The organism is Streptomyces sp. BE303 (assembly GCF_036290945.1).
GTDB lineage: Bacteria > Actinomycetota > Actinomycetes > Streptomycetales > Streptomycetaceae > Kitasatospora.
Genome location: NZ_JAQYWZ010000959.1, coordinates 72,485 through 84,699, shown reverse-complemented (window position 1 = coordinate 84,699; position 12,215 = coordinate 72,485). Strand labels below are relative to the sequence as shown.

General features: G+C 71.2%; 9 protein-coding genes. 2 read left to right on the top strand and 7 right to left on the bottom strand.

Going from position 1 to position 12,215, the window contains the following annotated elements; all coding sequences use genetic code 11:
* Positions 1–8: 8 nt before the first annotated feature.
* The 4 genes from pflB to PUR56_RS40985 all read right to left on the bottom strand — a co-directional run bounded on the left by pflB (position 9) and on the right by PUR56_RS40985 (position 7,467).
* A complete protein-coding gene (gene pflB, locus PUR56_RS41000; protein ID WP_329952710.1) occupies positions 9–2,279 on the bottom strand; it encodes a formate C-acetyltransferase in 2,271 nt (756 codons plus the stop codon).
* Between the two features lie 14 nt (positions 2,280–2,293).
* Positions 2,294–4,942, bottom strand: a complete 2,649-nt coding sequence (gene adhE, locus PUR56_RS40995; protein ID WP_329952709.1) for a bifunctional acetaldehyde-CoA/alcohol dehydrogenase — start codon at positions 4,940–4,942, stop codon at positions 2,294–2,296.
* 244 nt (positions 4,943–5,186) lie between these two features.
* Positions 5,187–6,047 carry a universal stress protein gene (locus PUR56_RS40990; RefSeq protein WP_329952708.1) on the bottom strand — a complete coding sequence of 287 codons (861 nt, stop codon included), beginning with the start codon at positions 6,045–6,047 and terminating at the stop codon, positions 5,187–5,189.
* Between the two features lie 463 nt (positions 6,048–6,510).
* Positions 6,511–7,467, bottom strand: a complete 957-nt coding sequence (locus PUR56_RS40985; RefSeq protein WP_329952707.1) for a proline dehydrogenase family protein — start codon at positions 7,465–7,467, stop codon at positions 6,511–6,513.
* A gap of 133 nt (positions 7,468–7,600) precedes the next feature.
* On the opposite strand from PUR56_RS40985, the gene PUR56_RS40980 reads away from it, so the two are divergent.
* On the top strand, positions 7,601–8,605 hold the full coding sequence (locus PUR56_RS40980) for a GlxA family transcriptional regulator (RefSeq protein ID WP_329952706.1): 1,005 nt from the start codon (positions 7,601–7,603) through the stop codon (positions 8,603–8,605).
* A 522-nt stretch (positions 8,606–9,127) separates the two neighbouring features.
* Complete coding sequence (locus PUR56_RS40975) at positions 9,128–9,733, top strand: hypothetical protein (RefSeq protein WP_329881521.1); 606 nt, start codon at positions 9,128–9,130, stop codon at positions 9,731–9,733.
* Positions 9,734–9,846: 113 nt separating this feature from the next.
* On the opposite strand, the gene PUR56_RS40970 is transcribed toward PUR56_RS40975, so the two are convergent.
* The 3 genes from PUR56_RS40970 to PUR56_RS40960 all read right to left on the bottom strand — a co-directional run bounded on the left by PUR56_RS40970 (position 9,847) and on the right by PUR56_RS40960 (position 12,133).
* Positions 9,847–10,401 (bottom strand): hypothetical protein, encoded by a 555-nt coding sequence (locus tag PUR56_RS40970; RefSeq protein WP_329881520.1) that lies wholly within the window; start codon positions 10,399–10,401, stop codon positions 9,847–9,849.
* 543 nt (positions 10,402–10,944) lie between these two features.
* Positions 10,945–11,328 carry a pyridoxamine 5'-phosphate oxidase family protein gene (locus PUR56_RS40965; protein WP_329952705.1) on the bottom strand — a complete coding sequence of 128 codons (384 nt, stop codon included), beginning with the start codon at positions 11,326–11,328 and terminating at the stop codon, positions 10,945–10,947.
* Positions 11,329–11,431: 103 nt separating this feature from the next.
* Positions 11,432–12,133, bottom strand: coding sequence for a response regulator transcription factor (locus PUR56_RS40960; protein ID WP_329881518.1), 702 nt, complete (start codon positions 12,131–12,133; stop codon positions 11,432–11,434).
* Between the last annotated feature and the right edge of the window lie 82 nt (positions 12,134–12,215).

The window sequence follows — 12,215 nt, the reverse complement described above, 5'->3', positions numbered from 1 at the left end:
GGTCGTGGCTACAGCGCGTCGTGGAAGGTGCGGCCGATCACGTCGAGCTGCTGTTCGCGGGTGAGGCGGACGAAGTTGACCGCGTAGCCGCTGACCCGGATCGTCAGCTGCGGGTACTTCTCCGGGTGGGCCATGGCGTCCACGAGGGTGTCCCGGTTGAGGACGTTGACGTTCATGTGGAAGCCGTGGCAGGCGACGTAGCCGTCCAGTACGCCGACCAGGTTGGTGATCCGCTCCGCCGCGGTGCGTCCCAGGGCTTGCGGGGCGACGGTGTTGGTGAGCGAGATGCCGTCCTCGGCGTGCTCGTACGGCAGCTTGGCGACGGACAGCGCGCTGGCCACGTAGCCGTGGCGGTCGCGCCCGTTCATCGGGTTGGCGCCGGGGGAGAACGGTTCGCCGGCCCTGCGCCCGTCCGGGGTGTTGCCGGTCTTCTTGCCGTAGACCACGTTGGAGGTGATGGTCAGCACGGACTGGGTGTGCTCGGCGCCGCGGTAGGTGGGGTGCTTGCGGACCTTGCCCATGAACTCCTCGACGAGCCGGACCGCGATCGTGTCGACGCGGTCGTCGTTGTTGCCGTAGGTGGGGTGGTCGCCCTCGATCAGGTAGTCGGTGACCAGCCCGGTGGAGTCCCGCACCGGGGTCACCTTCGCGTACTTGATCGCGGCGAGCGAGTCGGCGGTCACCGCGAGCCCGGCGATGCCGCAGGCCATGGTGCGTTTGACGTCGCGGTCGTGCAGGGCCATTTCGAGCCGCTCGTAGGCGTACCGGTCGTGCATGTAGTGGATGACGTTCAACGCGTGGACGTACGTCTCGGCGAGCCAGTCCAGTTGCTCGTCGAAGCGGGCCAGCACCTCGTCGTGGTCGAGTACGTCCCCGTCGACCGGGGCTGTGGCCGGGCCGACCTGTTCGCCGGACTTCTCGTCCCGGCCGCCGTTGATCGCGTAGAGCAGCGTCTTGGCGAGGTTGACCCGGGCGCCGAAGAACTGCATCTGCTTGCCGACCTCCATGGCGGAGACGCAGCAGGCGATCGCGGTGTCGTCGCCGAAGCGCGGACGCATCAGCTCGTCCGACTCGTACTGCACCGAGGAGGTGTCGATCGACACCCGGGCACAGAACTCCTTGAACCCCCGCGGAAGTTGTGGGGACCAGAAGACGGTCATGTTCGGCTCGGGGGCCGGACCGAGGTTGTACAGGGTCTGCAGGTAGCGGAACGAGGTCCGGGTGACCAGGGTGCGGCTGTCCGTGCCCATGCCGCCGATCGACTCGGTGACCCAGGTCGGGTCGCCGGAGAACAGCTCGTCGTACTCGGGGGTCCGCAGGAAGCGGACGATCCGCAGCTTGATGATGAAGTCGTCCACCAGCTCCTGGGCCTGCTGCTCGGTCAGGAGACCGGCCTCCAGGTCGCGCTGGAGGTAGACGTCCAGGAAGGTCGAGGTGCGGCCCAGCGACATGGCCGCGCCGTTCTGCTCCTTGACCGCCGCCAGGTAGGCGAAGTACAGCCACTGGACGGCCTCACGGCCGGTGCGGGCCGGCCCGGAGACGTCGTACCCGTAGGCCGAGGCCATCTCCTTGAGTTCGCCCAGGGCCCGGATCTGCTCGGCGAGTTCCTCGCGCTCGCGGATCGTCTCCTCCAGCCGCGCCGGATCGCTCGGAGCGGCGTCCAGCTCCGCCTTCTCGGCGAGCTTGGCCTCGATCAGCCGGTCCACGCCGTAGAGGGCGACCCGGCGGTAGTCGCCGATGATCCGTCCGCGTCCGTAGGAGTCGGGCAGGCCGGTGATGATGCCGGCCTTGCGGGCGGCCCGGATCTCGGGGGTGTAGGCGTCGAAGACCCCGGCGTTGTGGGTCTTGCGGTACTGCGTGAAGGTCTTCTCCAACTGCGGGTCGACCGGGTAGCCGTAGGTCCTCAGCGCGCCCGCGACCATCCGCCACCCGCCGTTGGGCATGATCGCGCGCTTGAGCGGGGCGTCGGTCTGGAGCCCGACGATCAGCTCCTTCTCCCGGTCGATCCAGCCCGGGGCGTGTGCGGTGATGGTGGACGGGATGTCGTGCGCCACGTCGTGGACGCCCTTGGCGCGCTCCTCGGGGAAGCGCTCGGTGATCCGCCGCCACACCCCGGCGGTCCGCTCGGTGGGGCCGGCCAGGAAGCCGGCGCCGCCCTCGTAGGGGGTGTAGTTGTGCTGGATGAAGTCGCGGACGTCGATCGCGTCCCGCCAGGCTTCACCGTGGAAGCCCTCCCAGGCCGGGGCGGTGGCCGGGTGCGTGTGCTGCGAAGTGGTCATCTCGGTGTCCCTTCTCAGGCCTGGTCGCCGTAGTAGGCCTGGCGCATCAGCCGCTGCATGTCGGCGAGCATCGGCATCCTGGGGTTGGCGGGGGCGCACTGGTCCTCGTAGGCGTTCATCGCCTGCTGCGGCAGGGCTGCCAGGAAGGCCGCTTCGTCGACCCCTGCCGCCTTGAACGAGCGCGGGATGCCGGCGCGATCGCGCAGGTCCTCGACCGCCGCGGCGAGCGACTCCACCCCCTGCTCCGGGGTCGCGGCCGGCAGGCCGAGCATCCGGGCGATCGCCTGGTAGCGCTCCGGGGCCACGTAGCTGCGGTACTTCGGCCAGCCGGTGACCTTGGTCGGCGCGGAGCCGTTCCAGCGGATCACGTGCGGCAGCAGCAGCGCGTTGGTGCGGCCGTGTGCGACGTGGAAGGTGGCACCCAGGGTGTGCGCCATGGCGTGGACGGCGCCGAGGAACGCCGAGCCGAAGGCCATGCCGGCGATGGTCCCGGCGTTGTGCATCCGCTCCCGGGCCTCCGGGTCGTTCGGGCCGTCGGTGACGGCCCGCTCCAGGTTCTCGAAGATCAGCCGGATGCCCTGCAGCGCCAGCCCGTCGGTGAAGTCGTTGGCGTAGACCGAGACGTAGGTCTCGATGCAGTGGGTCAGCGCGTCGAACCCGGTGTCGGCGGTGACGTGGCTCGGCAGGCGGGTGGTGAGGTCCGGGTCGACAATGGCCACGCTCGGGGTGAGTGCGTAGTCCGCCAGCGGGTACTTCTGGCCGGTGTTGGTGTCGGTGATCACCGCGAACGGGGTGACCTCGCTGCCGGTGCCCGACGTGGTGGGGATGCACACGAGCTTCGCCTTCTCGCCCAGGTCGGGGAAGGTGAAGGCACGCTTGCGGATGTCGAAGAACTTCTCCTTCAGGTCGGAGAACTCGACCTCCGGGTGCTCGTACATCAGCCACATCACCTTGGCCGCGTCCATCGGTGAGCCGCCGCCCAGCGCGATGATGGTGTCCGGCTCGAACTCCCGCATCAGTTCGGCGCCCCTGCGCACCGTGTCGATGCTCGGGTTGGGCTCGACGTAGTCGACCACCCGCACTTCCACCGGCTCCCGGCGGCGGTCGAGCACGCCCCGGATCCGCTCCAGGTGGCCGATCGCCACCATGGTGTGGTCGGTGACGACGACGATCCGGTGCGCGTTCGGCATGCTCGCCAGGTACTTGACGGAGTTGCGCTCGAAGTAGATCTTCGGCGGGACCTTGAACCACTGCATGTTGGTGTTGCGCCGCCCGACCCGCTTGATGTTGAGGAGGTTCAGCGCCGAGACGTTCCCGGCGACGGAGTTGTGCCCGTAGCTGCCGCAGCCCAGGGTCAGCGAAGGGGTGAAGGCGTTGTAGACGTCGCCGATGCCGCCCTGCGAGCTGGGCGCGTTCCAGACGATCCGGCAGGCCTTGACCGCGTGACCGAACTCCTCGACGAACGCCGCGTCCCGGGTGTGCACCGCGGCGGAATGGCCGAGCCCGTCGAACTCCACCATCGAGGAAGCCAGTTCGACACCCTCCCGGCGCGAACCCGCGGTCAGGACGGCCAGCACGGGACAGAGCTTCTCCCGGGTCAGGGGCTCCGAGGGACCGACCCGCTCGCAGTCGGCCATGATCACGGAGGTGTCGGCCGGCACCTCGAAGCCCGCCGCCTCCGCGATCTGCGCGGCCGAGCGGCCCGCCGCCGCCGCGTTCAGCCGTCCGCCGGAACAGGCCGCGCCGTCACCGGCGCCGAACAGGTACCGCTCCAGCAGTGCCTTCTCCTCGGCGCTCGCGTGGTGCGCCTTGAGCCGCCGGAACTCGGCGAGGGCCTCCTCGCGGATCTCCGCGTCGAGCACGACGGCCTGCTCGGAGGCGCAGATCATGCCGTTGTCGAAGGTCTTGGACAGCACGATGTCGTTCACCGCCTGCCGGAGGTCCGCGCTCCGCTCGACGTACGCGGGGACGTTGCCCGCACCGACGCCCAGCGCGGGCTTCCCGCAGGAGTACGCGGCCCGGACCATTCCGTTGCCGCCGGTGGCCAGGATGGTGGCCACGTCCGGATGGTTCATCAGTTCGCCGGTGGCCGCCATCGACGGCTCCTCGATCCACTGGATGCAGTGTGCCGGAGCTCCGGCCGCGACCGCCGCGTCCCGGACCGTCCGGGCCGCCTCGGCGGAGCAGCGCTGCGCCGAGGGGTGGAAGGCGAAGACGATCGGGTTGCGGGTCTTCAGCGCCAGCAGGCACTTGAAGATCACGGTGGAGGTCGGGTTGGTCACGGGGGTGATGCCGGCGACGACGCCGACCGGCTCGGCGATCTCCACGATGCCGTCGATCTCGTCCCGGTACACCACTCCGACCGTCTTCGTCCGGGCCATCACGTGGGTGACGTTCTCGCAGGCGAAGACGTTCTTGACCGCCTTGTCCTCGAAGACTCCGCGTCCGGTCTCCTCCACGGCCAGGACCGCGAGCGCCGTGTGCCGGGCCAGCGCGGCCAGCGAGGCCTTCTTGACGACGTGGTCGACCTGCTCCTGGGTGAAGGAACCGTATTCCTGCAGGGCCGTCAGGGCGCCCGCGACCAGCAGGTCGATCGCGGTGGGACGGGTGGGAGGAGTGCTCGCGGGGGACTGTTCGGCCTCGTTCGTGGGGCGAGGGGACATGGTGGACTACCTCTCCGGGGCATCGTCCGACGACGGGGCGCCGGCGGGGTCGCGGGCGCCTTCTACTCAAGGGTTGCTCGTGCGGGGTGGGAGCGGATCGGTCCTTCGGGACCTGGAATCGGTCCGAAGGTCCCTGGCGCGGCGCGCAGTTGGTCCCGGTGGTGCATCCCTCGGGGACCGCGGTGCGGCCTCGGGGACGGCGGCGGCATGTGACGCACCGCCCACCGCCGCCGTTACGGTCCGCTCAGTCGTGCGGCACGACGGCGACGGGGCTGTGCGCGTGGTGGAGCACCGACTGCGTCACCGCCCCCAGCCGGGGCGCCGCCAACCGGTGCTTGGGCGTGCGCCGTCCGAGCACGACCAGGGACGCGCTGCGGGAGGCCTCCACCAGAGCCCTGGCAGGGCTCCAGGCGCACACCTCCGCCTCAGCGTGGACACCGGGGTACTTCTCCCGCCAACGGGCCAGGGCGTCCTGCAGGCGCACGTGCTCGGTGGCCGCCAGTGACTCCCTGATCTGCCGCTGGTCGACGGGAGCCTCCGTCGCGTACGGGCCGTGCGGCGTGGTCCGGCTCTCCACCACCCGCAGCACGGAACCGGTCCCGGCGGCGTACCGGAAGGCGAAGTCGAGCACGGCGTCGCACGGCCGGTCACCCGCCACGCCCACGACGACGTCGGCGGGAAGTCCTTCCGGGCCGTCCTCCCCGGCACGGACCAGCACCACGGGGCAGGTGGCACGGGCGGCGGTGCGCAGCCCGACGGAGCCGACCAGCAGGCCGGTGAAGCCGCCGAGGCCGCGTGACCCGAGGACCAGAAGCTCCGCCCGTCGGCCGATGGCGGCGAGCGTCTCCGCCGGGTACCCGGGGCGGATCTCGCACGACACCTCCAGCCCGGGCAGCGCGGCCGTGACCCGGTCGCGGATCGCCGCCACCGGCTCAGGGACCACGGTGCCGCCGCCGAGGTCGCGGTCCAGGGCGTCGACCTCCGTTCCGGCGACGTGGACGATGCGTAGACCCAGCCCCGATCGCCGGGCTTCCCGTGCGGCCCACTCGGCCGCCGCAGCGCTGGGCACCGAACCGTCGATCCCCACCACCACACCGTGCGACATGACTGCAACCTCCCTTGTCCCGGGCGGGCCGTGGCGCCGGTGCGCACGGTCCCGTCCGGCGACAAGCGTCCCGCCGGTCCGTGGCCCGGCCACAGGGCCGAGCAGTCCCACCCCGGTGCCGAAGGTCCCGGGTCCGCGGCCCGCAGGCGAAGGCACCGCACTCCGGGCAGGCACGAGCAGCTTCCTCCGCCGTGGCCGGATGCACCCGGCGGGTGCCGTCCTCAAGCCGTTCGACCCGTATGACGGACACCCCGTCGAGGCCGAGCAGCAACGACGCTTCGTTGGGCAAGCCCGTGGCTCCTGCTTGATCTCTCCCCGGAGAAGAAATGATCACGCGCTCGATGGCGAGGCAGCAACGGCCCGGGGCTGTCGTTGCGGCGGATCGGCTCTGGCCGTCGGGTCACTGGCGCTTCGCAGGGCAGTGTGCTCAGGCGTCATGACGTGGGCCCGGATCAGGTGGTGGTCATGCGGCCGCGTCGACGAGGGCCTGGAGCAGGCGCTGGGGGTCTTCGGCGATGCGGTTGCAAACGTAGAGCCACCACTCCGTGCCGAAGACGATGTACTCCCGGGTGGGGTGGCCGCGCTCGGCCATGGCTTGGAGGCGGTCGGGCCCGAGGCCGAGGAGGGCCTCGAACTCCCAAGGATCGGAATCGGTGCCCTTCCCTCCGAGGTGCTGGTCAACGCGGTTGATCAGATCCCAGTCGTGCGTGGCGAAGGAGCACAGATGGCCCGAGTCGGCCAACTGTTGCGCATACGCAAGATAGGCGGCGGTCAGGGCCGGAGCCTCGCGCCGGTGGGCGATGGCCTCAGATTCGAGGAAGGCGCCCTTGACCAGGCGGATGCGGCCGGGACGGGAAAGCAGCTCCGGCAGGTCGTCTGCGGTGCGATACAGGCGTGCCTGGACGGTGATGCCCACATGGTCGAACCGCTCGCACAGCTTGCGGTGCAGCGCAAGAACCTCGTCGGTCCGGTCGGAGCCTTCAGCCGAGATCACCATCTCCCGCCCGGTGTCGGCGGTGGCCTGGGCAAGGCGGGAGGCGTTGGCAAGGGCAAGCTCCGCATCGACGGCGAGGCCGATGTGGGACAGGTCGAGGGAGATCGAGCACCCGGGTGGCAGCAGACGGGCCGCGGAGAGGAACGTGTCGGTCTCTTCCGTGGCTCGCCGGGGGTCGCGGCAGCTCTCGCCCATGTACTCCACGTTCACGCGGTGGCCTGCGGCCAGGACCTGCTGCGCCCGAGCCAGGGCGTCGGGCAGGGTTTCACCGGCCACGTACCGCCGCGCAACTTTGCGGGCCAGAGGGCCCAGGACCGGGTCGCCTGGGACGCGCCACTTCAGTTCCTCGTCGAGCGCGAGCCCACGGAGGACTTGGGCAGCCTGTGACGAGAGGGCAGCGTTGGTGGCGGGGGTCTGCGTGGTCATGCGCTGTGCCTAGCTGTTCGCGGGATGGATGAACGCCTGCGAGCCTTCCAGAGCGGTGCTCCCACCTGAGAGTGGCAGAAACGACAGGTAAGCTGAAATTTCTGCCACCGTGGTGAGAAGGGATCGGGAATCTGTGCTTCACGACGTCGCCGTCCTGGCCCTCCAGGGTGCCCACGCGTTCGAGCTGGGCGTGTTCTGCGAGGTCTTCGGGATCGACCGCAGCGACGACGCGCTGCCCGCGTACGACTTCGCTCTTGTCTCGGCCACCGGCGACAGCGTGCCGACCCGCCACGGCTTCGAGGTGCGGGCCCGGCACGGCCTGGAGCGGCTGGCTTCGGCGGACCTCATCTGCGTCCCGGCCTACGACCTCAATGTGCGCCAGCCGGACCACCTGACCGAGGAACTGCGGGCTGCTGTGAAGCGTGGCGCCCGGGTCCTGAGCATCTGCACCGGGGCCTTCCTCCTGGGCGAGGCCGGGCTGCTCGACGAGCGACGCTGTACCACGCACTGGCGCTACACCGACGAACTCGCCCGCCGCCACCCGCGTGCCCGGGTCGAGCCGGACGTGCTCTACGTCGACGAGGACCCGGTCATCACCGGCGCCGGCACCGCCGCTGGCGTCGACACCTGCCTCCACCTCATCCGCAAGGAGCACGGCAGCGCCGTCGCCAACGCCATCGCCCGCCGCATGGTCACACCCCCGCACCGGGACGGCGGCCAGCACCAGTACCGCCAACGCCCCCTCCCCCGGGAGGGGACCGGGTCCCTCGCCCCTGTCCTGGCCTGGGTGGAAGCCAACCTCGACCAGGACCTGACCGTCGACGCAATGGCCTACCGTGCCCACCTCTCCCCACGGACCTTCGCCCGACGCTTCCGGCAGGAGACCGGGACCACGCCGCTGCAATGGCTGACCGGGCAGAGAGTCCTGCTCGCGCAGCACCACCTGGAGACCACGGACGACCCAGTAACCGCGATCGCCCACCGCACGGGCTTCGGTACCGTCGACAACCTCCGCCACCACTTCGCCCGTCACCTCGGCACGACGCCCCAGGCGTACCGGCGGGCGTTCAGAGCCCTGCCCACCAACCGACGATCCGCGCCCCTCACAGTTTCACGAGGGCCGCGCAGTACTGACTGATCGCTGTCCGGTCCTGAGAACAGAACCAGGTCGGCAAGCCCGTCACTCACCGTGACTGCACGGCGGTGGCCCAGACACTGTGCACCGCTCACGATCGAAGACCCGGCAAGCCGGTGCCGAGTTCGCCGCCGTCGTCGTCGCTCCGCCGCCGTCCCACCGAGCGGCCGCGACGGAGCGGGCCGCGGCCGCCCGCTCCGGCGCCCGGCGCCGGATGGACCGACGGAGTGCGACGGCGCGCCATACCGCGCGGGGAGTGCGACCGCACCGGGACTGTCGTTCCCGCAGTCGGGACCAACGGCCCGCAGACCGGTGAGGTGCCCGGGGCGCAGGCTTCGAGTGGACACCGGGACCGCGAGCGCACCGACCGTCCGTGCCGCCCCTCACCACGGGCGGGACGGCCACGGGCGCCCGGACCGGACAGCGTCCCGAACTTCTGCTCGACCCGAGTCGGTACCGGGTGCTCCGGCGAACCGGCTCGAACGGACCGCCACCGCCGAACCGTCCCAGCAGAGGAGAGCCGACATGGCCACCCAGCACGCCCACGCGCCCCTGACGCCCCGCCGCACCACCTTCCGTCGCACCGTCGCCCGGCAGACCGCCGCCCGCACCGTGTCTGCCACGGCCGCCGCCCTCGCCACCGTGCGACTGGCGCTCGGGGCGCTGTTCCTCTGGGCCTTCCTCGACAAGACCTTCGGCCTCGGCTACGCCACCTCCGACGGCCGTGCCTGGATCGACGGAGCCTCACCCGCCCAGGGCTTCCTGAGCCACGTCGGAGCGGGGCCGTTCCGCGAGGCCTTCCACGCGCTGGCCGGCCAGGCCTGGGTGGACTGGACGTTCATGCTGAGCCTCCTCGGCCTCGGGCTCGCACTGATCGGAGGCGTCGGGCTGCGGATCGCCGCGGTCGGGGGCACGACTCTGCTCGCCCTGATGTGGGCCGCCGAGTGGCCGCCCGCCCGCCACTTGGCCGACGGCACCGCGAGCGGATCCACCAACCCGCTGCTCGACTACCACGTCCTCTACGCCTTGGTCCTCATCGTCCTGGCCGTGACCGGCTCCGGCGCCACCTGGGGCCTCGGCCGCCGCTGGGCGGCGCTACCGGTGGTCCGTGACAACGCCTGGCTCCGCTGACGTCCGCTCACCATCCGCCCCCGGGCCGGCCGCGACCTCCGTCGCGGTCGGCCCGCTTGCTGCCGGGTGCCCGGTGACGTCCCGGAGCCGGCCGACGGACACCTCGGGCCGGGTCAGGGGCCGACGGTGAGAGTCGTCTGGGAGGTGGTGTGGTCGATTCCGGCGCCTGCGCAGGCCAGCGGGTCGAGACTCGGCACGATGGTGATCTGCTCGGCGGGCAGGCCCGCGAACCGCCCCGCCGTGATCGTGCCCGTGCGGACCGACGCGCTCTGCCCGCCGATGCTGGTCAGGGTGGTCGTGTACGGGAAGGTGCTGGTCTGTCCGTTGTCCCAGGTGAAGATCCGGGTGCCGCTCTGGGTGGCGACGCCCGAGGAACAGGACTGGGACGGGTTGCTGAAGCTCTCGTCGTAGTGAGCGGACGTGACGGACGCCCCGATGCCGAGGCACGACCCCGGGCTTGCCAGGGCACCGAAGTCACCGTGAGCGGTGATGTCCGTGGGCTTGGCCGTGTTCGTGAGGGGAGGCGAGTAGCTGATCTGCGACTGCCCGGTGCAGGTCACCGTGGTGAGGAGCGGCGCCGCGGCGGCGGTCCCCGTGGCCGAGAACGGCAGGAGCAGAACGGTGGTGAGGCCGGCGGCGGTGAACGTGAGCGCTGAGCGACGAAGCATCGGGGAGCACCTCTTCGGGGCGTGGAGAGCGGGGAGAGCCGGCGCGGGAGTAGGAGGACCTGGCGTCCCTGCGCCAGGTGAAGTGCCGGTCACCACCCAGACTGCGGTGCGGGGAAGCGGGCGCAAGCCGTGTGCCCTTCCTGGCCGGTCCGGGTCACCCGGGAGCGTCGGGCGGTAGCTCCGACAGAGCAGTCCGCCTGCCCGGCACGGAAGCCGCCGGCCGGCCGGACGACCTCGTCCGCCGAGCGTCGTCGGATCCGCGGGGAACGGGTGGACGGGTGCTGTCACGTCGCAAGGCGGGTCTGCCAGAATCGACCGGCCGGGGGCAGGGGACGAGGGAGGCCCGCGTGGGTGGGGACGAGGTTCGGTCGCGTATCCCGCAGTTGAGGCTTGATGAGCTGCTGGAGGAGCCGAGAGCCTGGGGGGAGTCTTCGAGCTGACGAGCCCCGAGGCCGGCGGTACCAGGTTGGCCTGGTCGGTGCCGCTGGTGCACTGACCCGGTTCTCGGGCGGGGTGTTCGACGTTCGGCGTGCCGAGGTCCGGTCAGGGCCGGGCCGGGCGCGTCGACGGGAACAGGCGGCCGCTCACCAGTTCGGGGAGGATCCGGACGGTGACCGTGTCGGTCGGACCCTTCGCCGTGTGATCCGGCGCGACGTCGGCGCGGCCGAGGACGGTCACGCTCCAGCCGGTGCCTTCGGCAGCGTTGAGCTCTCCTGCCTCGAAGGCGACGATCGCGCCGGATACCGCACGGACCAATTCGGACTCGGCGCCGGCGCTCAGCAGCACGCTGCCGTCGGCGCCGAGGCTGTAGCGGGCGGGCTGAACGGCGGGCAGTGCACCGACGGTGTAGACGACCCGGCCGACCGCGAGGCCGGCGAGGCGTCGTCGGCATTCCCACTCGTCCAGCCTTGTGGAGTGAGGTGTCATGACATCGATGGTGCCTTCGCACCGGGCGCCGGGGGAGAGGCCGTTGGTCCCCGGTGACGCTGCCGACCGGACCTGCCCGGTCGGGTGTCCCGGGGCGGCCGGTTCAGCGGTTGGGCCGACCGGTCGGCTGCGTGCGGTCGGCCAGGGTCTGGTTGGCGATCAGGGCGGCCTGGACACGCCGCTCCACGCCCAGCTTGGCCAGCAGGCGGGAGATGTGGTTCTTGACGGTCTTCTCGGCGAGATAGAGCCGCTGGCCGATCTGCCGGTTGGTGAGCCCCTCGCCGACCAGCGCCAGGACCTCCCGCTCGCGCTCGGTGAGCTGGGGGAGGCCGGAGCTCGATGCGGTGACGGCGTCTCCGCGCAGGCGGGCCATCAGCCGGGTGGTGGCGCCGGGGTCGAGCATCGACTGGCCGGAGGCGACGGTGCGGACGGCGGAGACGAGGTCGGTACCACTGATCTGCTTGAGGACGTAGCCGGAGGCCCCGGCCATGATGGCGTCCAGGAGCGCATCCTCGTCGTCGAACGAGGTGAGGATCAGGCAGGCCAGGTCGGGCATGCGGGAGCGCAGTTCGCGGCAGACCGTCACCCCGTCGCCGTCCGGCAGCCGCATGTCGAGTACCGCGACGTCGGGGCGCAGCGCGGGGACACGGGCGAGCGCCTGCTCGACGGTGCCGGCCTCGCCGATCACCCGGAGGTCGGGCTCGGCGTCCAGCAGGTCGTGGACGCCGCGGCGGACCACCTCGTGGTCGTCCAGCAGGAACACCTTCACCGGGCCGCGCGCCCCAGCCGCAGGACTGTCCGCCATCACCACTCCAACCTCCCCGTGGGCCCGCCCTGGCGGCAGGTCGCGTGTGAACCTCCGCTAAGTCTGGCGTGACCGGGGGCGG

Bases quoted from the DNA above. Each gene is read 5' to 3' on its own strand.
- pflB (WP_329952710.1), bottom strand. From the start codon at position 2,279: ATGACCACTTCGCAGCACACGCACCCGGCCACCGCCCCGGCCTGGGAG.
- adhE (WP_329952709.1), bottom strand. From the start codon at position 4,942: ATGTCCCCTCGCCCCACGAACGAGGCCGAACAGTCCCCCGCGAGCACT.
- PUR56_RS40990 (WP_329952708.1), bottom strand. From the start codon at position 6,047: ATGTCGCACGGTGTGGTGGTGGGGATCGACGGTTCGGTGCCCAGCGCT.
- PUR56_RS40985 (WP_329952707.1), bottom strand. From the start codon at position 7,467: ATGACCACGCAGACCCCCGCCACCAACGCTGCCCTCTCGTCACAGGCT.
- PUR56_RS40975 (WP_329881521.1), top strand. From the start codon at position 9,128: ATGGCCACCCAGCACGCCCACGCGCCCCTGACGCCCCGCCGCACCACC.
- PUR56_RS40970 (WP_329881520.1), bottom strand. From the start codon at position 10,401: ATGCTTCGTCGCTCAGCGCTCACGTTCACCGCCGCCGGCCTCACCACC.
- PUR56_RS40965 (WP_329952705.1), bottom strand. From the start codon at position 11,328: ATGACACCTCACTCCACAAGGCTGGACGAGTGGGAATGCCGACGACGC.
- PUR56_RS40960 (WP_329881518.1), bottom strand. From the start codon at position 12,133: ATGGCGGACAGTCCTGCGGCTGGGGCGCGCGGCCCGGTGAAGGTGTTC.